At 67.1% G+C, this 21556-nt stretch carries 17 protein-coding genes; 6 read left to right on the plus strand and 11 right to left on the minus strand.

Translation table 11 applies throughout. The features are described 5' to 3' along the window. The first annotated feature begins 45 nt into the window (after positions 1–45). The gene (locus tag B9N97_RS02475) at positions 46–441 is read left to right on the plus strand and encodes an MbcA/ParS/Xre antitoxin family protein (RefSeq protein WP_085083286.1); all 396 of its coding nucleotides are present in this window, start codon (positions 46–48) and stop codon (positions 439–441) included. Continuing rightward, positions 438–1133, plus strand: coding sequence for an RES family NAD+ phosphorylase (locus B9N97_RS02480; protein ID WP_244560510.1), 696 nt, complete (start codon positions 438–440; stop codon positions 1131–1133). Before B9N97_RS02475 ends, B9N97_RS02480 begins: the two co-directional genes overlap by 4 nt. A gap of 112 nt (positions 1134–1245) precedes the next feature. Here B9N97_RS02480 and B9N97_RS02485 read toward each other — a convergent pair whose 3' ends face one another. The 3 genes from B9N97_RS02485 to B9N97_RS02495 all read right to left on the minus strand — a co-directional run bounded on the left by B9N97_RS02485 (position 1246) and on the right by B9N97_RS02495 (position 6472). Next, positions 1246–4434 carry an efflux RND transporter permease subunit gene (locus B9N97_RS02485; RefSeq protein ID WP_085082970.1) on the minus strand — a complete coding sequence of 1063 codons (3189 nt, stop codon included), beginning with the start codon at positions 4432–4434 and terminating at the stop codon, positions 1246–1248. Between the two features lie 101 nt (positions 4435–4535). Next, the gene (locus B9N97_RS02490; protein ID WP_085082972.1) at positions 4536–5705 is read right to left on the minus strand and encodes an efflux RND transporter periplasmic adaptor subunit; all 1170 of its coding nucleotides are present in this window, start codon (positions 5703–5705) and stop codon (positions 4536–4538) included. 5 nt (positions 5706–5710) lie between these two features. Continuing rightward, the gene (locus tag B9N97_RS02495) at positions 5711–6472 is read right to left on the minus strand and encodes an alpha/beta hydrolase (RefSeq protein WP_085082974.1); all 762 of its coding nucleotides are present in this window, start codon (positions 6470–6472) and stop codon (positions 5711–5713) included. A gap of 659 nt (positions 6473–7131) precedes the next feature. Here B9N97_RS02495 and B9N97_RS02500 point away from each other — a divergent pair. The 4 genes from B9N97_RS02500 (at position 7132) to B9N97_RS02515 (ending at position 12065) form a co-directional block, all read left to right on the plus strand. Continuing rightward, entirely contained in the window at positions 7132–8250 is a 1119-nt protein-coding gene (locus tag B9N97_RS02500; protein ID WP_244560511.1) for a hypothetical protein, read from the plus strand. A gap of 475 nt (positions 8251–8725) precedes the next feature. Continuing rightward, positions 8726–10051 (plus strand): solute carrier family 23 protein, encoded by a 1326-nt coding sequence (locus tag B9N97_RS02505; protein ID WP_085082976.1) that lies wholly within the window; start codon positions 8726–8728, stop codon positions 10049–10051. Between the two features lie 146 nt (positions 10052–10197). Beyond that, positions 10198–10893, plus strand: coding sequence for a hypothetical protein (locus B9N97_RS02510; RefSeq protein ID WP_085082978.1), 696 nt, complete (start codon positions 10198–10200; stop codon positions 10891–10893). Positions 10894–11078: 185 nt separating this feature from the next. Next, positions 11079–12065: a LysR family transcriptional regulator gene (locus B9N97_RS02515; RefSeq protein WP_085082980.1), complete on the plus strand. Its 987-nt coding sequence runs from the start codon at positions 11079–11081 to the stop codon at positions 12063–12065. Between the two features lie 3 nt (positions 12066–12068). Here the strand turns inward: B9N97_RS02515 and B9N97_RS02520 are convergent, their stop codons facing one another. The 8 genes from B9N97_RS02520 to deoC all read right to left on the minus strand — a co-directional run bounded on the left by B9N97_RS02520 (position 12069) and on the right by deoC (position 21353). Next, positions 12069–13721 carry an FGGY-family carbohydrate kinase gene (locus B9N97_RS02520; protein ID WP_085082982.1) on the minus strand — a complete coding sequence of 551 codons (1653 nt, stop codon included), beginning with the start codon at positions 13719–13721 and terminating at the stop codon, positions 12069–12071. Positions 13722–13802: 81 nt separating this feature from the next. Further along, entirely contained in the window at positions 13803–14726 is a 924-nt protein-coding gene (rbsK, locus tag B9N97_RS02525) for a ribokinase (protein WP_085082984.1), read from the minus strand. Between the two features lie 15 nt (positions 14727–14741). Then, positions 14742–15827, minus strand: coding sequence for an aldose 1-epimerase family protein (locus B9N97_RS02530; protein ID WP_085082986.1), 1086 nt, complete (start codon positions 15825–15827; stop codon positions 14742–14744). A gap of 38 nt (positions 15828–15865) precedes the next feature. Continuing rightward, positions 15866–16858: an ABC transporter permease gene (locus tag B9N97_RS02535; protein ID WP_085082988.1), complete on the minus strand. Its 993-nt coding sequence runs from the start codon at positions 16856–16858 to the stop codon at positions 15866–15868. A gap of 12 nt (positions 16859–16870) precedes the next feature. Then, complete coding sequence (locus tag B9N97_RS02540) at positions 16871–17848, minus strand: ABC transporter permease (RefSeq protein WP_085082990.1); 978 nt, start codon at positions 17846–17848, stop codon at positions 16871–16873. Positions 17849–17860: 12 nt separating this feature from the next. Then, positions 17861–19363: a sugar ABC transporter ATP-binding protein gene (locus tag B9N97_RS02545; protein WP_085082992.1), complete on the minus strand. Its 1503-nt coding sequence runs from the start codon at positions 19361–19363 to the stop codon at positions 17861–17863. Positions 19364–19448: 85 nt separating this feature from the next. Then, positions 19449–20495 (minus strand): autoinducer 2 ABC transporter substrate-binding protein, encoded by a 1047-nt coding sequence (locus B9N97_RS02550; RefSeq protein ID WP_085082994.1) that lies wholly within the window; start codon positions 20493–20495, stop codon positions 19449–19451. Positions 20496–20681: 186 nt separating this feature from the next. Further along, positions 20682–21353, minus strand: a complete 672-nt coding sequence (deoC, locus tag B9N97_RS02555) for a deoxyribose-phosphate aldolase (RefSeq protein WP_085082996.1) — start codon at positions 21351–21353, stop codon at positions 20682–20684. Positions 21354–21556 lie beyond the last annotated feature (203 nt).

The following is a 21556-nucleotide window of genomic DNA, read 5'->3' on the forward strand; positions in this document are numbered from 1 at the left end:
AGCAGTTTTAGGACGCATACTGCATGCGTGCAGCAGGAGGTCGCCATGGTCGCCACAGCTCGGCAGCAGGCCGGCACCGCCGACGATACCGTCGCGCGGGGCATGGCCGGGGTCTTCACCATCTTGAAAGCTTGGGGCGCCAGCAACGAGCAGGCGCGCCGTATCCTTGGTTCACCGGCGGAGCGCACCTTCTACGCCTGGAAGGCGGGCAGGGTCGGCGCGGTGCCGCATGACACGGTGCGCCGGCTGGGCTATGTGCTGGGCATCTACAAGTCGCTGCAGATCCTGTATGCGAACCCGCAGCAGGCGGACGGCTGGCCGGCGCGCCCCAACCGGGCGTTCGGCGGGCAGGCGCCGCTGGAGCGGATGGCGGGCGGCGACGTGACCGATCTGGCGGCGGTCCACCAGTATCTCGATGCATACCGCGGCGCTTGGTCGTGAAGCGGCTGGCCGTTTCCTGGACCGCGGCGACGCGCATCATCGCGTCGCGCTTTCCACCCATCGATCTGTTCGAGCGTCTGTCCGGCGACCCGCGTGATTGGGAGGCCTTCATCGCCCTGGAAAGCTTGGTAAACCCGCGTTTGCGCCAGGAGGCCGGAGAAATCGCGCTGGTTCCGCCGGAGGAGCGCATTGCCGGACCCGGGGCCAGCTACGTCATGGGCGCGTTCACCCACGTCAACCCCAAAGGATCGCGCTTTTCCGACGGACGCCAGGGGGTCTATTACGCCGCACGCGCATTCGAAACGGCGCTGCGCGAGACGGTCTTCCATTACGAGCAGTATTACGCCGACGCCGACCAGGGCCTCATCCGTTCCGAGACGATGCGGGTTCTGGTCGGAACGATCAATGGCGAGTTCCACGATGTCGAAAGCCTGGACGAGGCCGAACGTGGCCGCGTCCTCGATCCGGATGACTACAGCGCTGGGCAGGCGCTGGCGTCGGCGCTTCGGGAGGAAGGGGCGAATGGCGTCCATTACCCGAGCGTTCGCCATCCCGGCGGCGCCTGCGTCGGCGCATTCCGTCCCAAGGCGGTCGGCATCCCGGTGCAGACGAAACACCTGGAATACCATTGGGACGGAACCCGAATCGACAAGGTCTTCGACTATGAGGCGAACACATGGTCGACGCTTTGAAACGCAGGACCCCCACGGTCGGACGCGTCTGAAACCGCTGGGGCCCGAAACCGCTTGGCAAAACCGGGCCGCTTCGTTCTGCGGCCCGGTGGTGTACTCAAATCAGGTGCACTCAGCCCATCCTCCACTCCGCCGGCTGCACCTCGCCATGCACCGGCGCTTCCACCCGACGCTCCGCTCCGGCCAGCTTGCGCAGCAGCACGTAGAACACCGGGGTCAGCACCAGACCGAACAGCGTCACGCCGATCATGCCGGCGAACACCGCCACACCCATGGCGTGCCGCATCTCGGCGCCGGCGCCGGTGGAGGTGACCAGCGGCACCACGCCCATGATGAAGGCGATGGAGGTCATCAGGATCGGCCGCAGCCGCAGCCGGCTCGCCTCGATCGCCGCCTGCACCACGCTGCGTCCCTCATGCTCCAGCTCGCGGGCGAACTCGACGATCAGGATGGCGTTCTTCGCCGACAGGCCGACCAGCACCATAAAGCCGATCTGCGTGAAGATGTTGTTGTCGCCCCCGGTCAGCCACACCCCGAACAGCGCCGACAGCACGCTCATCGGCACGATCAGCAGGATGGCGAGCGGCAGGGTCAGGCTCTCGTATTGCGCCGCCAGCACCAGGAACACCAGCAGCACGCTGATCGGGAAGACCCACAGGCCCGCATTGCCGACCAGGATCTTCTGATAGGTCAGGTCGGTCCATTCCAGCTTGACGCCACGCGGCAGCACCTCCGCCGCGATGCGCTCCGCCGCCGCTTCCGCCTGTCCGGAGGAATAGCCCGGCGCCGGCCCGCCATTGACGTCGGCGGCGGTGAAGCCGTTGTAGCGCACCACCATCTCCGGCCCGTAGCTCGGCTGCACCGTGACCAGCGACGACAGCGGCACCATGGTCCCGGCGGCATTGCGGGTCTTCAACAGCCCGATGTCGTCGGCATGGTCGCGGAACGGCGCGTCGGCCTGCACCCGAACCTGATAGACGCGGCCGAAGGCGTTGAAGTCGTTGACGTAGAGCGACCCCAGATAGATCTGCATGGTGTCGAACACGTCGGCGACGTTGACGCCCAGCTGCTTGGCCTTCACCCGGTCGAGATCGACGTCCAGCTGCGGCACGTTGATCTGGTAGGACGAGAAGGTCGGCCCCAGTTCCGGCGTCTGCGCCGCCCGCTTGACGAAGGCGTTCACCGCATTGCTCAGCGCCTCGTAGCCCAGGTTGCCACGGTCCTCCAGCTGCATCTTGAAGCCGCCCAGCTGCCCCAGCCCCATCACCGGCGGCGGCGGGAAGATGGCGACGAAGGCCTCCTTCAGCCCGGCATAGCGCTTCTGCAGATCCATGGCGATGGCGCCGGCCGACAGCGACGGGTCATGGCGCTCGGCAAAGGGCTTCAGCGTCACGAACACGATGCCGGCGCTGGACGAGTTGGTGAAGCCGTTCACCGACAACCCCGGAAAGGCCACCGCGCTCTGCACGCCGGGCCGCTTCAGCGCGATGTCGGTCATCTCGCGGATCACCGCCTCCGTCCGGTCGAGCGAGGCGCCGTTGGGAAGCTGCGCGAAGCTGATCAGATACTCCTTGTCCTGCATCGGCACGAAGCCCGACGGCACCGTGCGGCCCAGCAGCACCGTGGCGCCGATCAGCAGCGCATAGACCGCCAGCATGACGCCCTTGCGCCGCACCACCCCGCCGACGCCGCGCCCGTAACCGTCCGACGCCTTGTGGAACACCCGGTTGAACAGCCGGAAGAAGCCGCCGAACACCCGGTTCATCGCGCGGGTCAGCCAGTCCTGCGGCTGGTCATGGCCGCGCAGCAGCACCGCCGACAGGGCCGGCGACAGCGTTAGCGAGTTGAAGGCGGAGATCACCGTGGAGATCGCGATGGTCATCGCGAACTGCTTGTAGAATTCGCCGCTCAGCCCCGTCATCGCCGCCAGCGGCACGAAGACGGCGACCAGCGTCAGCGCGATGGCGATGATCGGCCCGCTGACCTCCTGCATGGCGCGGATGGTGGCGTCGCGGGCCGACAGGCCGGACGCGATGTTGCGCTCCACATTCTCGACCACGACGATGGCGTCGTCGACGACGATGCCGATGGCCAGCACCATGCCGAACAGCGACAGCGCGTTGATCGAGAAGCCGAAGGCCAGCAGCAGCGAGAAGGTGCCGACGATGGAGATCGGCACCGCCAGCAGCGGAATGATCGACGCCCGCCAGGTCTGCAGGAAGACGATCACCACCAGCACCACCAGCGCCACCGCCTCCAGCAGCGTGTGCACCACCGCCTCGATGGAGGAGCGGACGAACTGCGTCGGGTCGTAGACGATGGAATAGTCCACCCCCTCCGGCATGTCGGCCTTCAGCTCCGCCATCACGTTCCGCACCTCGTCGGAGATGGCGAGCGCGTTGGCGTCCGGCGTCTGGGTGATGGCCATCGCCACCGCCGGCTTGTTGTCGAGCAGAGAACGCAGCCCATACTGCGCCGCCGCCAGCTCCACCCGCGCCACGTCGCGCAGGCGGGTGACGCCGCCGTCCTCGCCGGTCTTCAGCACGATGTCGCCGAACTCGTCGGCGGTCTTCAGCCGGCCGCGCGCGTTGATCGACAGCTGCAGCGGCACGTCGGGCAGCGAGGGCGACGCGCCGATCACGCCGGCCGCCACCTGGACATTCTGCTCGCGGATGGCATTCACCACGTCGGTGGCGGTCAGCCCGCGCTGCGCCACCTTGCCGGGGTCGAGCCACACCCGCATCGCATAGTCGCCGGCGCCCCACACCTGCACCTCGCCGACGCCCTGGATGCGGCTCAGCCGGTCCTTGACGTTCAGCACCGCGTAGTTGCGCAGATACGTCATGTCATAGCGGTCGTTGGGCGACAGCAGATGCACGACCATGGTCAGCGTCGGCGAACTCTTGACCGTGGTGACGCCCAGCCGCTGCACGTCGGCCGGCAGCCGCGGCATCGCCTGGGCCACGCGGTTCTGCACCAGCTGCTGCGCCTTGTCCGGATCGGTGCCCAGCCGGAAGGTCACGGTCAGCGCCATATTGCCGTCGCTGTTCGCCTGCGACTGCATATAGAGCATGCCCTCGACGCCGTTGATCTGCTCCTCCAGCGGAGAGGCGACGGTCTCGGCGATCACCTTGGGGTTGGCGCCGGGGAACTGCGCGCGCACCACGACGGACGGCGGCACCACCTCCGGATATTCGGAAATCGGCAGGCGGAACAGCGCGATGGCCCCCGCCAGGAACAGCGCCACCGACAGCACGCCGGCAAAGATCGGCCTGTCGATGAAGAATTTCGAGATGTTCATCTGGGGTCTCCCAGGGTGCACGCTCCCCGTCCCTCCCCGCAGGAAGCGAGGAGGGCCAGCCAACGCGCATGCCCCTTGTTCGTCTTTCCTGGATTTGTGTCTTACCGCGCCGCCGTCTGGGTCTTCTCAGTCCCCATGGCGACCATCTTCGGCGTGACCGCCATGCCCGGCCGGGCGTGCTGGGTGCCGTTGACGACCACGCGCTCGCCGGCCTGCAGCCCGTCGGTCACCACGCGCAGCCCGTTCTGCAGCGCGCCCAGCTTCACCGGCCGGTACTCCACCTTGTTCTCCTGCGTCACCACCAGGACGAACTTCTTGTCCTGGTCGGTGCCGATGGCGCGGTCATCGACCAGCAGCGCGTCGTAGGGCTTGGTGCCCCCCACCTTCACCCGCGCATAGAGCCCCGGCACCAGCACGCCGTCGGCATTGTCGAAGCGGGCGCGCACGCGGATGGTGCCGGACACGCTGTCCAGCCGGTTGTCCACATACTCCACCATGCCGTCGCGCGAGTAATCCTCCTCGTTGGCGAGGCCGAGCCGGACCGGGATCGTCCCGGAATCGCGCATTGGCGCGATGTGGCGCAGATAGGTCTGCTCATCGACGTCGAAGGAGGCGTAGATCGGCGATTCCGACACCAGCGTGGTCAGCGGCTCCGCGGCGGCACCGGCGGCGACCACATTGCCGACCGTCCGTTCCGCCCGCGACACCCGGCCCGACACCGGCGCCGTCACCCGCGTGTAGCCGAGATTGAGCCGCGCGATCTCCAGCGCCGCCTGCGCCGCCTTCAAATTGGCGGTCGCCTCGCGGGCGGCATTGTCCTTCTGGTCCATGGTGCTGCGCGAGATGGTGTCGTCGCGCACCAGCTTCTGCGCGCGGTCGAGGTCGGCCGCGGTCAGCTTCACCCGAGCCTGCGCCGCGGCGACCTGCGCCTCGGCCCGCGCCACCTCCGCCTCATAGGGGCGGGGGTCGATGGTGAACAGCTCGTCGCCCTTCTTCACCAGCGCGCCGTTGCGGAAATGCACGGCGACGATGGTGCCGGGAACCTGCGGCCGGATATCCACCCGGTCCACCGCCTCCAGCCGCCCGGAATAGGACTGCCAGTCCGTCACCGGCCGGGCCAGCACGGTGGCGACATCCACCTCCGCCGGCGGCGGGGCAGGGGATTCGGAGGCCGTCTGTGCCTCGGCCGGGCTGCGCAGGGTGACGGCGCCGGTCAGTGCCGCCACGGAAACGCCGGCCGCGATGAGAAGTGAAAGTGTCTTGCGGGACATGGGCTTTACCTGTGGCTCGAAGTGTCGGGATGGGCGCCGGTCAGGCGGCGCCGGAAGAAATCGGCGGCGGCGGCCAGCGCCGGCGCGTGTTGGGCGAGGCCGGCATGGCTGACGCCGGCAAAGCGGGTGACCTCGGTCGGCACCCCGGCGTCGATCAGCCGGGCGGCATAGCTTTCCGCCTCCGGCCGCAGCACGTCGTTCTGCGCCGTTGCGATCATGATCGGCGGCAGCCGGCCGAGCCGGCGCGATTCCAGGGGCGCCGCATAGGGATGCAGCCGCAGCGCCGCCTCCGGCAGATAGGCGCGGTAACAGCGCGCGCAGTCCGTCACGCTGCCCTCTCCGTCGCCGACGCGCGTCAAACTCGGATCGAGCATCGGCCCGAGCAGCGCCTGCGCCGCGATCTCCGGCCCGCCGCGGTCGCGGGCGAGCAGGGTGAGCGACACCGCGACATGCCCGCCGGCATCATGCCCGGCGACTCCCAGCGGCCCGGCCCGCTCCGCCAGCCAGAGGGCCGCGGCATGGGCATCCTCGATGGCGGCGGGAAAGGGATGGGCGGGGGCCAGCGCATAGCCGACCGCCACCACCAGCGCCGGAATGCTCTCCGCCAGCGCCATCGCCGGCACCTCGACATCCTCGACCGACCCGGAGGTGAAGCCGCCGCCGTGGAAATACAGCACGCCCGGCAGCGGCCCGGAAACCGCCGGCCGATACAGGCACAGCGGGACCTCGCGACCCTCCACTTTCAGCGACGTGCGTGAACGTTCCATCCCGATCCGGCGCCCTGGCGCCCCTCCTGCAATGCGGCAAGAGGGATAATGTGCAAGCGCCCGGGTGGGATAAAGCCGCTGCGGCTGGGAACAGAATTCAGCCGGGACGAACAATCGCGGCGGGGTGGTGGTGGTCGTTCGCGGAGGATGGTCCAGTACGGAGCGGGGTATAGGCGTGGCAGTCGCATGTGGCGACAAACGCCCTCTCCCGCCTCTCGCACAAACTTCGTTTGTGCTGACGGCGTCAGGCGGATCGAAGATCCGCTGAGAGCCCCGGGAGAGGGAGGGGACCCACGAAGTGGGGAGGGTGAGGGGCAACCCAAGAATCCCGAACCGCATGGTTCCTGGGATCACCCCTCACCCTTCCCATGCTCCGCATGGGCGCCTTCCCTCTCCTGCCTCGGAGAGGGATTGTAAAAATTTGGACGTTTCCGATCAAGTTCTGGCAGTTTGCTGATTTCCAGAGAAAGCCGAATATATCTTCGGGAAGAATGTAGATTGCTAAAGATTAGACATCAAAGGAACTAATTGGAACAATAAGAAACCGCCAAAATAAGCGCCTCTAGTTGAATATTAACCTCTCATTTACTGCTAGCGCGCTTATGCTGAACCGAATCGGCTATCAAAGCCAGGACAGTCCATTCCAATGGGAGTGTGCCATGATGATCGGCCAGACCAAGCCTCTGAATGTCTTATCGTCGTCAGGGCCCACCCAGTGGAAGCCGCAGGTTACGGCAAGCAATTCCGGAGTTTTCCAGGCAACCGGCACCGCCAAGGACAGCGTATCGGTGAGCAAGCTCGGTCAGGCGCTTTCCGGCGTGGCGGCCGATGCATTCAAGCATCTGGATTCGAAGGCGCGGGGTGTGCTGGAGACTCTGGTGAATTCCGGCCGGATCAGCGCCGATGACGCGGTTCTCGGGCTGCGCTCGATGGCCACCCAAGCCACGTTCAACCGCTATGGCCGGGAGCGGCCGCGCGATCAGGAGGATATCGAGCGTCTGGCAGCATCGGAGGCTCACCACGACAAGTCCATGGAACTGGGTAAACGGATGCAAAATGCACTTCATGACAACAATGAAGCCAACAAGGCATCCATGGAGGCGTTCGGGCGGGGCGAACTGACCACTGAACAGTTCCAAGAGACGATGAGGCCGGCCGAGGAGAAATTCAAAGCCGCTATGGCTGGGATTGATAAAGAGCGGGCAACGCTTGGTGAGGCACCCTCGTTGGAATACGGCTACCAAAAGACGGTGAAAGGCTTCAACGCCGCCATGGCGCCGATGATCTCGGAGGACGGCTTCACCGAGGCCTTCTCGGAAAAGGCGAATGGCGCCGCGCAAAAACTTCAGCAGCTCGGCTTTGATGCCAAGGTGTTTGGAAACGCCTTCCAGAACTTCGCGGCGACCGTAGATATTCCTGGCATCGGATCGAAAGCCGGTGCCGCAACCCCGAAAGAGGAACCGGCGGCCCCGCCTGCCGCCGCACTGTCCGCTCCCGCCGCAATGGCCGGCGCGGAACCGGCCGAGTCGGCGCGGACCGCTCCGGTGGAAAATGCCAGCACAGTCAAACCCGCCGCCGCCGATCGCGGGAACGCGCAGGCGGCCCTGTCCATGCTGCAATCGGCAATGGCGTCGGGCGCGGAGAAGAGCGGAAGCGGCGGGATTCTCGGGGCGCTTTCGGGTGGATCCGCCGATACCGGCAAGGCGGCTGCCGACAGCCTGTTGGAGGCTTTGAAGTCTGGTGCCGGCAAAGTCGGTCCCGACGATCAGACCGCCTGATGTCCTCCGCATAATCGATGGAGAAGACCGCTCGGCAAGCCTGACCACGCCCGGTCCTGCGACAGCAATCGCCGCACTCCGCGCGTTGCCGCTGCCATGGATTGCCGGGTCGGCCTGTCCATCATCCTGGTGTTGCCGACCTCTTCACCGCAAGTGAGTTTGGTCCAGGGGCCGGCTCTGCCGCCGGGCCACCTGTCCACGCTGCCGCTCCCGACACTTCGGGATTGAGGGCACTTTGGGGCCGGGCGACTGGATATAACATCGTCCCGGCCCCCCAAACCACCCCAGTCCGCACAAAAATGTAGCGCAACGGCATCGACGGGGCCAAAAAGCAGCCGTCGTTCCCACAACGAAGGCGTCCTGCCCGTCAAAGTTAATCGCCTGATCAATTTTTTCTGGCTGGGTATCGCCCGTTTACCCCCTGCGTCACCCCCCGGCCGCAGCGCCGTTCCTCCCCTCTTCGGACCAAACCTTCATGGCAGATTACTTCCCGCGTTGGCCGCTCGCGGCCGGCCCCGTCGTCCAGCCGGACGAGCGCCTTCCCTGGGGCTCGACGCTGACGCTCGGCATCCAGCATCTCGTCGCCATGTCCGGCTCGACCATCCTCGGGCCGCTGCTGATGGGGTTCGATCCGAACCTCGCGGTGCTGTTTTCCGGCATCGGCACGCTGCTGTTCCTCCTGCTCACCGCCGGGCGGGTGCCGAGCTATCTCGGGTCCTCCTTCTCCTTCATCGCCGTGGTGATCGCGGTCACCGGTTACACCGGCCAGGGTCCCAACCCGAACATCGGGCCGGCGCTGGGCGGCATCATCGCGGCCGGCGTGCTCTATGTCCTCATCGGCCTGCTGGTCAGCTACACCAGCACCAACTGGATCGAGCGGCTGATGCCGCCGGCGGTGACCGGCGCCGTCGGCGCGGCCATCGGCCTCAACCTGTCGCCGGTCGCCGTCAAGGGCATCGAGGGCAGCGGCCCCCACACCCTCGTCGCCCTGTTCACGCTGGTCGCCACCGCACTCATCGCGGTCTACGCCCCGCTCGCCATCCGGCGGCTCTCGATCCTCGCCGGCATCGCCGCCGGCTATGTCTTCTATCTCATCCTCGCCAACGGCTTCGGCCTGCTGCCGCCGGTCAGCTTCGCCGAGCTGGCCGCCGCCCCCTGGTTCGGCATGCCGGCCTTTCGCACGCCGACCTTCGATGCCGGCGCCATGGCCCTGGTCGCCCCCATCGCCTTCATCCTGGTCGCCGAGAATCTCGGCCACATCAAGGCCATCGGCGCTATGACCGGGCGCAACCTCGACCGCTTCATCGGCCGCGGCTTCATCGGTGACGGCATCGCCACCATCGTCTCGGGCAGCGGCGGCGGCACCGGCGTCACCACCTATGTCGAGAACATGGGCGTGATGGCGGTCACCCGCGTCTTCTCCACCCTGATCTTCGTCGTCGCCGCCATCGCCGCCATCCTGCTGGGCTTCTCGCCGAAGTTCGGCGCCCTGCTGCGGACGATCCCGGCGCCGGTGCTGGGCGGGCTGGCGACCGTCGTCTTCGGCCTGATCGCCGCGGCGATGGTGCGGCTGTGGGTCGACAACCGCGTCGATTTCTCCGATCCGCGCAACCTCATCACCGTCGGCGTGACGCTGGTGCTCGGCGCCGGCAACTTCACCATTTCCACCGGCGGCTTCTCCATCGGCGGCATCGGCACCGCCACCATCGCGGCGATCGGCCTCTATCAGCTGCTCGGCATCGGCCGTGCGCGCGAGACCGCCCGCACCGCCTCCCAGCCGGCAGCCACCACGCTGCACTGACGCCGGACCATCCCGCGCCGCCGCCTTCCCGGCACTGCCGGCGGCGGCGCACCCGTTCGCCACCGGCATTTTTCAAAAACTCTCCAATAAAGGACTAAAGTCCCATACCCTCTCCGCATTTGTTTCATCACTTGCGGAGCCCTGCCATGCCTCTCGATCCCCGCAGCTTCACCAACGACCATTTCCCCCGCTGGGCGGAGGAGCCGCCGACGCCGTCCGAAGGCTCGCTGGTTCCCGGATCGCAGTTCCACGAGGAACAATGGATCATGGCCGCCGGCATGCTGGCGCGCGGCAACAGCTTTCTCCAGGTCTCCCGCGCCATGGGCTGCAGCCGCACCACCCTGTGGCGGGCCTATTACGGATCCAAGGACTTCCGTCATAGGGTCTGGTGGGAGCGGCAGGCGCTGAACCGCGAGGCCGAACTGCGCCTCTCCTCGCTGCGCGCCCTGGTGGCCGAGCAGATCGAACGGCTGGTTTCCGCCGGCGACCCGTCCACCGTGCGCTGGCTGGCCGAACGCCTCGGCCTGTTCGCCGGCCTGGACGCCAACCGGGACGCCAACCGGGACGCAGCGGCGACCGAGAGTCGTGCCCCCAAGCCCGCCCCCAGTCCCGAGGACCCGCCCGCCGTCACCGTCCCCGAACTGGACGACGACCTTCCCGGTGAATTGCGCGAGCGCATGTCGCCCGATCCCGCCATGGTCGCCGCCGTCCTGGCCCAACCGGAGGCGGAGGGGCCGAAAGGCGTCTTCCCCTGGACCCTCAACCAGTACGAACATTACCCCAACCTCAACCCCGGCCCGGTGCCCCGCCGCGGTGCCGGCGCCTTCTCCGATCGCCGCTAGACGGAACACCCGCCGGAAAGCGTTCCACGCCGTTCCATCGTCCCCGCAACCGCCCCACCACCCTTGAACCGTGCCCGCGCGATTGCTATTCGCCTATCATCGGTCGACACTCTCTGCGCTATACAGGGGGTGCTTGACGGGGGCCGCGCTCGGCGGTGGCCGTGGTTGGAAAGGACGGGATCCGTATGGACAAGCTGCATGCGATGCGCGTCTTCATCCGGGTGGTCGAAGCGAACAGCTTCACCAAGGCGGCGGAAACGCTGGGGCTGCCGCGCGCCTCGGTGACGACGACGGTGCAGAATCTGGAGGCGGCGCTGGGCGTGCGCCTGCTCCAGCGCACCACGCGAAAGCTCAGCCTGACGATGGACGGCGCCGCCTATCTGGAGGGGGCGACCCGCATCCTGTCGGAGATCGACGAGATCGAATCCACCTTCACCAGCGCCCGCAAGACGCCGCGCGGCCGGTTGCGGGTGGACATGCCGGGCTCCATCGGCCGGCTGGTCATCATCCCCTCGATCCACGAATTCCACGCCAAATATCCCGACATCGAGCTGATGCTGGGTCTGGGCGACCGTCCCATCGATCTGGTGCAGGAGGGGGTGGACTGCGTGGTCCGCATCGGCGAGCTGGCGGACTCCAGCCTGCTGGCGCGGCGCATCGGCGCCATGCAGCAGATCACCTGCGCCACCCCGGCCTATCTCGCCGAGCATGGCGAGCCGAAGACCATCGAGGATCTGGACCGCCACATCGCGGTGAACTACTTCAGCAACCGCACCGGGCGGAACATGGAGCTCTGCTTCCAGCGCGACGGCGCGGTGGAGGAGATCGCCATGAAGGGCGTCGTCTCCGTCAACGACGCCGACGCCTACGTCACCTGCGGCCTGGAAGGGCAGGGCATCCTGCAACCCGCCCGTTTCATGGTGCTGCCGCACCTGCGCAGCGGCGCCCTGCGCGAGATCCTGCGCGACTGGCGGCCGCCGCGCATTCCCATCTCCGCCGTCTACCCGCACAACCGGCACCTGTCGCCGAAGGTGCGGGTCTTCGTCGACTGGCTGGCCGAACTGTTCGAACGCTGCCCCCTGCTCCAGGGCGAGGAACTGCCGGGCGACCTGTGCGAAAAGCAGAAGGCGCCCGTGATGGAACGCGAAGGCGCCTGCGAGTGCGTGATGTGAGGTCTAGCCGGCCGTCTCCATCCCCATCTCCATCAGGGCCCGGTAAGCCATCTGGTCCTCGTGCATCCGCAGGAACACGGCGTATTTGGCGTCGTGATAGTCCCGCATCCGCCCCCCGGCCGGCCGGATGCTGCGGCCGGCGCGGCTCATCCCGGCCATGCCGGCGGCGATGTCCGTGAAGGCTCCCGCCGCCACCGCGCCCAGCACGGCGGCCCCCAGCAGCACGGCTTCCGGCTCTTCCGGCAGGACCAGGGTGCAGCCGGTGGCGTCGGCATGCGCCTCCAGGAACACCGGATTCTTGGTGCCGCCGCCGCAGGCCAGGATGGTGTCGATGGCATAGCCCCGCTCGTTCATCGCCGCCACGATGTGCCGGGTGCCATAGGCCACCGCCTGCACCGTCGCCAGATAGAGCAGCGCCAGATCCTCCAGCCCGTCCGACAGCCGAAGCCCGCTGATGGCGCCGCGCAGACCGGCATCCGCCCGCGGCGAACGGTTGCCGTGGAAGTCGGGCAGCACATGCAGGTCGCGCGTCAGCATCGCCACCGGCCCACCGCTGCGCTCCGCAAGATCCGCCAGCTCCTCGTTCAGCAGCTGGTAGACCGTGGTGCCGCGCCGCTGCGCCTCGGCCGCAAGCCCGGCATGGCGGGGATGCCCCTGGACGACATGGTCGATCAGCGCCCCGGTCGCCGACTGCCCGCCCTCGTTCAGCCACAGCCCCGGCAGCATGGCCGAATGATAGGGGCCCCAGACGCCGGGGATGAAGCGCGGCGCTCCGGGGCTCATCACCATATGGCAGCTCGACGTGCCGCCGATCAGCGCCAGCCGCCGGTCGAAGTCGACGCCGTCCGACGCCTCCAGCGGCACCCCGATCACCCCGATCCCGCCGGCATGGGCGTCGATCAGCGAGGTGCCGACCGCTATACCCGGCGTCAGCCCAAGCTCGCGCGCGGCCTCCGCCGTCAGCCCACCGGCGATGGCGCTGCCGACCTCGCCGACGTCGGTGCCGATGCGAGCATGCCCCTCATCCACCAGATCCCCCAACCCGATGGCGCGGAGATAGCCATCGTCCCACCGCCCCTCATGCCCCAGATAGGTCCACTTGCACACAAGCGAGCACAGCGACCGCCGCGTCGCCCCGGTCGCCCGCCAGGTCAGGAAGTCCGGCAAATCGAAGAAATGCGCCGCCCGGCTCCAACTTTGGGGAAGATTCTCCTTCAGCCACAGCAGCTTCGGCGTCTGCATCTCCGGCGACAGTCGCCCGCCGACATAGCGCAGAACCTCGTGACCGCCGGCATTGATGCGGTCGGTCTGCCCGATGGCGCGGTGGTCCATCCAGACGATGACGTTGCGGGAATCGTCGCCCTCCGGATCGACCGTCACCGGCCGCCCGGCGGCGTCCAGCACCACCAGCGAACAGGTGGCGTCGAAGCCGATGCCGACCACCTCGGGCCGTTCGGCGCAGGCTTCCAGCGCCTCGCGCACCGCAGCACAGACCGCGGCCCAGATGTCGTCGGAGGACTGCTCCGCCCATTCCGGATCGGGCTTCCACATCCGGATCGGGCGGGAGGCGGCGGCCAGCCGGCGCCCGGCAAGGTCGAAGATGCCGGCGCGGGCGCTGCCGGTCCCCACATCCACCCCGATCACGGCGCGTGTCATGGCGTGTCCTCCGTCCGACGCTTGGAGTGCGATCGCTTCAGACGGAATCGTCTGAAGCGATCGCACGGAAAATCAAAAAAGCTAAAGGCTGGTGCAGAAGGCCTCGAACGCCTCGCGGCTGGCATAGGATTTCTGCGTGCCCGGCCGGGTGATGCTGTCGGCGGCATAGCGCACTGCCATGTGCAGCGCCGCATCCAGGTCGCGGTTCTCCACATAGTAGCGCGCGAAGCTGCCGATGAAGGCGTCGCCGGCCCCGGTGGTGTCGACCGGCGTGACCCGCACCGGCTCGACCCGCCGCGTCTCCTCGCCCTTGGTCACCAGAAGCGCTCCGCGCGCGCCCAGCGTGACAATGACGGTGCGGATGCCGCGGTCGATCAGGGAGCGCGCCGCCGTCTCGGCCTCCGCCTCCGACGAGACTGGCAGTCCGGAGATGGTCGCCAGCTCCGTCTGGTTCGGCACCAGGAAGGTCACCTGCCCGATCCGCTTGGGGTCGAGGTCGGCGGGCGCGGGCGCCGGGTTCAACAGGGTCTCGATGCCGTGCCGGGCGCCGAACTCGATGGTGTGGTAGATCGTCTCCAGCGGGACTTCCAGCTGCATGACGATCAGGTCGCAGCCCTTCAGATCCTCAGCCGCGCGGTCGACGTCGGCCGGCGACAGCAGGGCGTTGGCGCCCTTGATGATCAGGATGCTGTTCTCGCCCGACGGCTCGACGAAGATCGGGGCGACGCCGCTGGAGGTGCCGGGCACCCGCTCGACATAGCGGGTGTCGATGCCGGACTCCTCGAAGTTGCGGATGGTGTTGTCGGCGAAGATGTCGTCGCCGACCTTGGTGACCATCATCACCTTTGCCCCCAGCCGGGCGGCGGCGATGGCCTGGTTGGCGCCCTTGCCGCCGCAGCCCATCTCGAACCGCGGCGCCTCGATGGTCTCGCCGGGGCCGGGCATGCGGGCGGTGTAGGTGATGAGGTCGACCATGTTGCTGCCGACCACGGCGATCTTGCCCATCTTCGGATACTCCTCTTAAAACGCCCGAATGGCGCATTCCTCGGCTTCGGCCTCGTCGGCGGTCAGATAGCCCAGCCGCACGGAAAAGCGCCGGGTTTCCCCGCCCGCCAGCGTCTGGACATTGCCCTTCATCGCTTCCGCACTATAGCCCTCCGGCTCGCAGGTGGAGGGCAGGGCGAAGGCGCAGACCTTCTGGTCGCTGTTCACCAGCACCCAGCGCACGGTCTTGGGGAACTCCCGCGTGCTGTAGGCGATGTGGAAGGCGTCGCCCTCGCGCCGCCGCATCATCACGGCGGTGCCGCCCTCCTCGTCGGTGCGCAGGCCGCGGATGTAGAAGACCTGCTCCGGATCATAGCGCTCGGGCTCGTCCAGCACCTCCATCACCGCGGGATCGCGGGCGAGGTCGGACAGCAGCGCGTCATAGTCCGGGCTGCGCGGCACATGGGCGGGCACCACCGTGCGCACCGCCGTCGCCTCCGGCGTGAAGGGGGCCGGCTGGACGATGCGGGCACCCTCGGCGAAGGCGAAATTGACGTGGCACATGTACATCAGGTCCATCGCCGCGCCCGACAGGTTCTCCACCTCCATCCTGATGTCGAACAGGGCGGCGCCGGGACGCAGCACCACGCGCGGGCGGGCGACATAATGGGCGCCGAAGCCCATCACATACTCGCGCCGGCCGGTCACCGCCATATAAGGGCCTTCGTCGTCCTCCCCCACCTCCAGCCCGGCGGCATCCATCGGCGCGCAGGGCATCTCGCCATGCAGGAGATGGCTGTCCTGCGGGCCGGGGCAGCCGTTGCGCAGCAGCCCGGAATGGAAGGCGAAGCAGCCATAGGTGCCGACGATCTCGGCAGCATGGCGCGGCATGTCGAACATGTTCGCCATCGTCAGGTCGACGCCGTCGAACACGGCATCCCAGACCATCTGGCCGTAATAGGGCAGCACCACCAGATGCCCGCGCCGGTTGGACAGCCGCACCGCCTCGATCCCGCTGTCATAGCGGAACAGGCTGGCGGTCATGCCGTGCGCCTCGGCGATCGGGCGCTCCGCCTCGCCGAAGAAGCTTTTGCGGAAATGGATGGCGGTTCGGACGCTCATGTGATGTCCTCACTATCTAAAGCCGGCTTGGAAGGCGGCTAGCGGGTGCGGTTCTTGTAGGCGTTGATGGCGATGACCAGCAGCAGGAACGCGCCCCAGATGAAGTCGATCAGGTGATTGGAGAAGCGCAGGATCTGGAAACCGCTCGACAGCAGCATCAGCGCCACCACCGCGATGGTGATGCCCAGCACCGTGCCCCGGCCGCCGGCCGGATTTGTCCCGCCCAGCACCGCGATCAGCACCGCCTGCAGCAGGTAGGAGGTCCCATAGTCCGATTTCGCCGCGTTGGTCCGTCCCGACAGGATGATCCCGGCGACCGAGGCCAGCACGCCGGTCAGCATATAGCTGTACAGCACCATCCGCTCCCGCTTCAGCCCGGCGAACAGCGCCGCCTTCGGGTTGGTGCCGATCAGCATCAGGTTGATGCCGAAGGCCGTGCGGCTCAGCAGGAAGGCGATCAGGACCGCGATCACCGCGAACAGCACGAAGGGCGTCGCCAGCCCCAGGATCTTGCCGTTGCCGAGGAAGGCCCAGGCGGCGGGAAAGCCGACGATGGCCGGCCCCCCGGTCAGCACGATGGCAAGCCCGGTAAAGACCTGTCCCGTGCCCAGCGTCGCCAGGATCGGCGTGATGCCCAGCCGGGTGATCAGCAGCCCGTTGACGGTCCCCGCCACCAGCCCGGTCCCGAGTGCGATGACCACGCCCAGCAGGACCGTTATGACGCCGGTGTCGGCGATTCCGGCGGCGCCAGCCATCTTGTGGAACAGCACGCCGGCCAGGATGCCCGACAGGTTGGCCACCCCCACCACCGACAGGTCGATGCCGCCCGTCAGCATGGCGATCATCATCGCGATGGAGAGCAGGCCAAGCTCCGGGAAGATGTAAGTCAGGGATTCGAAGTTGTAATAGCGCAGGAACTTGTCGGGGCTGAGCGCCGTCATCACGACGAAGATCAGCACCGTCATCACCAGAAGCTGGACGATGTTGTTGTCGCGGTTGACCAGGCTGCGGATGTTCATTTGTGCCTTCATGCTCCCGCCTCCTCATGCCGTCCGGCGACGGTCGCGCCAAGCCGACAGGGCGGTCGCGACGATGACGATCGATCCCACGACGACGAGCTGCCAGGTGGTGTCCACTCTCATGATGATCAGGCTGTTCTTGACCATCACCAGCATGAAGACGCCGAGCATGGTGCCGAGAACGCTGCCCCGGCCGCCGAAGATCGACGCCCCGCCGAGAACCACCGCGGCGATCACGTCCAGTTCCAGCCCGACGAAGTCGCGCGGGTTGGCCAGCCAGATCATGCCGCTGTGCAGAAGTCCGGCGAAGCCGGCCAGCGCGCCGGCGGCGCAATAGATGAAGAAGATGGTCTTGCGCAGGTCGAAGCCGGCCCGCCGCGCTGCTTCCGGATCGCCGCCCAGCGCGTAGGCGCTGCGGCCGATCATGGTGTAGCGCAGCACCAGATGCATGGCGAGCGCCAGCCCGACATAGATCAGCACCATCGCCGTCAGGCCGTAGGTGGTGCCGTCGGCCTTGGTCACGCTGACCACCTCGGTGCGGGCGAAGTCGATCAGCGCGGTCGGCATCTTGTTGATGTTGATCATGCTGGTGCCGACGACGCCCAGCAGGAAACCGCGCACCATGGCGCTGGTGCCCAGCGTCACGATCAGCGGGATCATGCGGAATTTATAGACGAAGAAGCCGTTCACCGCGCCGAACAGCAGCCCCATGACGGTGGCCGCCAGCAAGGGCAGGACGACGCCGTTGTATCCCAGCGCCAGCATGCCCTTGATCGTCAGATACATGGCGGCGACGGCAAAGGCCGGGAACGACACGTCGATGCCGCCCGAGATCAGCACCAGCAGCACGCCCAAGGCCATGATGCCGATGATGACGTTGCTGCGCATCAGGCTGAACAGGTTGTCGAGTTGCCAGAAGGCAGGGTTGATCGTGCCGATGAGGACCATGGCGAGCAGCAGGATGCCCGCGATGACCGTTTCCGACCGGCGGAGCAGGGCCATCGGTTCCTCCCCTCAGGTAAAGGTCTTGAGCCGGTCGCTGACCGTCTCTTCGGTGACGTCGGCGGCGGGCAGATCGTCGATGAAGCGCCCGCGATGCATCAGCACGATGCGGTTGCAGTTCTGCACCAGCTCCAGCACGTCGTCGGAGATCATCAGAACGGCGAGGCCGTGATGCTGCGCCAGTTCCCGGATCTTGGCGTGGATTTCCGCCTTCGATCCGACATCGACGCCAACCGTCGGGCCGTTCAGGATCAGCACGCGGGCGTCGGTCAGCAGCCAGCGGGCCAGCACCACGCGCTGCTGGTTTCCGCCCGACAGCTGCATCACCGGCTTCTCGGCGGTGGGTGTGGCGATCTGCATGGCGCGGACCATGCCCTGCGTCATCTCCTCCGCTTGGCTGCGGTCGATCACCAGATTGCGAGCCAGCCGCTCATAGGAGGTGGCGAGCATGTTGCGCTTGATGCTCTGCGGCAGGAACAGCCCTTCGGTCAGCCGGTCTTCCGGCACATAGGCGATGCCGGCGTCGATGGCCTCCTGGGTCGTGCGCAGCCGCGCCGGCTTCCCGTCGATCAGGATCTCGCCCCGGTGGTTCGGGACCATGCCGAACAGCGCCAGCGCCAGTTCGGTGCGCCCGGACCCCAGCAGGCCCGACAGCCCGACGATTTCGCCCGGCCGGATGGCGAGGTTCAGACCTTCGCATTTGCCGGGGACGGTGAGGTCACGGATTTCCAGCCGCGGCGGCACCTGTGTGCCGGGGGGCGGGGTCCAGACATAGGGTTCGTTGAGGATGTCGCCGCCGGTCATGTGGCGGGTGATCAGCGCCTCGTCGAAGTCGCCGGTCGGCCCCTCCGCCACCTTGCGGCCGTTGCGGATGACGGTGATGCGCTCGCTGATCTCCAGCATCTCGCGCATCTTGTGGCTGACGAACAGGATGGCGATGCCGCGCGCCTGGATGTCGCGGACGATGCGGAACAGCGTCTCGACCTCCTTGCGGGTCAGCGCCGTTGTCGGCTCGTCCATGATGATCAGGCGGGCATCGGACATCAGCGCGCGGGCGATGGCGACCAGCTGCTTGCCGGCGGTCGGCAGCGAGGCGACCTCCGCATCCAAATCCAGTTCGACGCCCAGCCGGTCGACCGCCTCGCGGGCGATGGTGCGGGTGCGCCGCCAGTTCATCAGGCGGCGCTTCTCGCCCAGATGGACGTTCATCGCCAGATTCTCGGCGACCGTCAGGTTCCCGAACAGGGAAAAGTCCTGGTAGATGACCTGCACGCCATGGGCGATGGCCTCGATCGGCGTCATGCCCGTCACCGGCTTGCCGTCGATCAGGAACTCGCCGCCGTCCGGCTGATAGACGCCGGACATGATCTTGATGACGGTGGATTTGCCCGATCCGTTCTCTCCGGCCAGGCAATGTATCTCGCCCGGCTTGATGACCAGCGACATGGCGTCCAGCGCGACGACGCCGGAAAACACCTTCCGGATGTCCCGGAGTTCGATGAAACCGTCTGACATGTCTTCCGCCCGGCGGTTCGAGGAAAGGATGAAGACGCGGGCGCCGACAGCCGTTGCCGGCCATCTGCGCCCGCCCCCGGGGGCATCAGAAGTTGTAGTCGTCCATGTTTTCCTTGGTGACGCCGACCCAGCCCTGGCCGTAGAGCAGGTTCGGCTTCGCGCCCTTCGGGGTGGTCAGATCGGTATAGCCGGGCAGGCCGAGGTTCAGGCCGGCCTTGATCTGGTCCTTCTTGCCGTCCAGCGCCATCACCGCCATCATGTTCATGGCATAGCCGGCGACGGCCGGATCCCAGAACTGGATGTACTGGATGTCGCCCTGAGCCAGATACTGGCCGGCCACCGACACCAGCCCCGTGCCGGAGAAGGACAGCTTACCCTTCAGCCCGCGTTCGGCGATCAGCCGGCCGGCGCCGGCCGAGGTCGGCATCGGGCCGCCGATGATACCCTTCAGGTCCGGATAGGTGGTCAGGACTTCCTTCAGCTTGTTGTAGTCGGTGTTGGCGTCGTCATAGGTTTCCAGACGGTTGGTCGCCAACTGCATCTTCGGGAAATGTTCCTTCTGATAGGCGATGGCGCCGTCAATCCACTCGTTCTGCGACTTCGACGTCAGGCTGCCGACCGTGCAGACATACTTGCCCTCGCCGCCCATCGCCTTGCCCAGCACTTCCATCAGCTTGGCGCCGTAGGCGAAGTTGTCGAAGGCCTCCAGCACATAGTCGGCGTTCTGGATGTTCGACGCCTCATGCGCGATCACCACGATGCCGCGGTCGCGCGCCTTCTTCAGCACCGGCTCCACCGCCTCGACGGAGAAGGGGACGATGGTGATGGCGTCGACGCCCTGGGCGATCAGGTTCTCCACCAGTTGGACCTGCGCCGCGGCGTCGGCCTGGCTCGGCCCGACCATCCAGGTGTCATGCCCGGTGTCGGCTGCGAACTGCTTCACGCCTTCGCGCATGCGGTCGAACCAGGCGATGCCGTCGACCTTCACCACGGTGGCGATGGTGTATTTCTTCTTGGTGGCGTCGGACTTCAGCGTCTTGACGGCATCCGGGGTCGGGACCGGATCGGCGGCCATCGCCGGTCCGGCGACCAGCGACGCGGCGACGATGAGCGAAGACAGCAACTTCTTCATGTTGGCGTGACTCCCATGAGAGGCGATTCGCGCAGCACGGCAGAGGCGGGACTCCGCAACCCACCGTCGGCGCCGGGGTGTTTGCCACCCCTTCCGCGTTCCGTTTTTCGTGATGCCGTGCCGGTCGGGACGGACGGAACTCCCGCCCAACCGACACGCTGTGCGGCGTGCGCGCCGCCGACCGCGTCAGCCGCCGACGATGGTCACGCTGGCGCTGGCGCCGATGCGCGAGGCACCGGCCGCGATCATGCGGCGGGCATCCTCGGTGGTCCGCACCCCACCCGACGCCTTGACGCCCATGCCGTCGCCGACGGTTCGGCGCATCAGCGCCACATCCTCGACGGTGGCGCCGCCCCCGGCGAAGCCGGTGGAGGTCTTGACGAAATCGGCCCCGGCTTCCTGCGACAGGCGGCAGGCCAGCACCTTCTCCTCATCGCGGAGCAGGCTGGTCTCGATGATGACCTTCAGCAGGGCGTCGCCGCAGGCCCGCTTGACCGCGGCGATGTCGTCGCGCACCTCCGCCGTCCGTCCGGCTTTCAGCAGGCCGATGGGGATCACCATGTCAACTTCGCTGGCGCCGTGGCGCACCACCCACTCCGCCTCGTCCGCCTTGATCGCCGTGGGATCGGCGCCGAAGGGAAAGCAGATCACCGCACATGGCGCCACCGGCGATCCGGCCAGCCGCTCGGTCACCAGCGGGATGAAGACGGGGTTGACGCAGACCGCTTTGAAAGCATGCGTGCGCGCTTCGTCGCACAGCCGTTCGACATCCGCCGGCTGCGCGTCGGGGCGCAAAAGGGTGTGATCGATGAACGGAGCCAGACCGGCCGGATCGGTCGGAACACTGGGCATGGGCATCTTGGTCCTCCCGGGGAGCCCCTTGTCCCTTGGGGCTTCTCCTCCTTGTCACCGGAATGCCGACACCGCTTCGAAGATCGTCGCGATGTTAACATCCTAACATTTTCTGAAAGGATAGTTTCACGTCGGCGCGCACTGTGTCAAGATCAATGCATGCCATCGTGATCTTGGCGACGGCGATCCCGCTTACCGGCTCGCGCCAT

The organism is Azospirillum oryzae, from assembly GCF_900177515.1.
Classification (GTDB): Bacteria; Pseudomonadota; Alphaproteobacteria; order Azospirillales; family Azospirillaceae; genus Azospirillum; species Azospirillum oryzae_A.

Coding starts and splice junctions, on each gene's coding strand:
- B9N97_RS02475 (WP_085083286.1), top strand. CDS start 46: ATGGTCGCCACAGCTCGGCAGCAGGCCGGCACCGCCGACGATACCGTC.
- B9N97_RS02485 (WP_085082970.1), bottom strand. CDS start 4,434: ATGAACATCTCGAAATTCTTCATCGACAGGCCGATCTTTGCCGGCGTG.
- B9N97_RS02490 (WP_085082972.1), bottom strand. CDS start 5,705: ATGTCCCGCAAGACACTTTCACTTCTCATCGCGGCCGGCGTTTCCGTG.
- B9N97_RS02495 (WP_085082974.1), bottom strand. CDS start 6,472: ATGGAACGTTCACGCACGTCGCTGAAAGTGGAGGGTCGCGAGGTCCCG.
- B9N97_RS02500 (WP_244560511.1), top strand. CDS start 7,132: ATGATGATCGGCCAGACCAAGCCTCTGAATGTCTTATCGTCGTCAGGG.
- B9N97_RS02505 (WP_085082976.1), top strand. CDS start 8,726: ATGGCAGATTACTTCCCGCGTTGGCCGCTCGCGGCCGGCCCCGTCGTC.
- B9N97_RS02510 (WP_085082978.1), top strand. CDS start 10,198: ATGCCTCTCGATCCCCGCAGCTTCACCAACGACCATTTCCCCCGCTGG.
- B9N97_RS02515 (WP_085082980.1), top strand. CDS start 11,079: ATGGACAAGCTGCATGCGATGCGCGTCTTCATCCGGGTGGTCGAAGCG.
- B9N97_RS02520 (WP_085082982.1), bottom strand. CDS start 13,721: ATGACACGCGCCGTGATCGGGGTGGATGTGGGGACCGGCAGCGCCCGC.
- rbsK (WP_085082984.1), bottom strand. CDS start 14,726: ATGGGCAAGATCGCCGTGGTCGGCAGCAACATGGTCGACCTCATCACC.
- B9N97_RS02530 (WP_085082986.1), bottom strand. CDS start 15,827: ATGAGCGTCCGAACCGCCATCCATTTCCGCAAAAGCTTCTTCGGCGAG.
- B9N97_RS02535 (WP_085082988.1), bottom strand. CDS start 16,858: ATGAAGGCACAAATGAACATCCGCAGCCTGGTCAACCGCGACAACAAC.
- B9N97_RS02540 (WP_085082990.1), bottom strand. CDS start 17,848: ATGGCCCTGCTCCGCCGGTCGGAAACGGTCATCGCGGGCATCCTGCTG.
- B9N97_RS02545 (WP_085082992.1), bottom strand. CDS start 19,363: ATGTCAGACGGTTTCATCGAACTCCGGGACATCCGGAAGGTGTTTTCC.
- B9N97_RS02550 (WP_085082994.1), bottom strand. CDS start 20,495: ATGAAGAAGTTGCTGTCTTCGCTCATCGTCGCCGCGTCGCTGGTCGCC.
- deoC (WP_085082996.1), bottom strand. CDS start 21,353: ATGCCCATGCCCAGTGTTCCGACCGATCCGGCCGGTCTGGCTCCGTTC.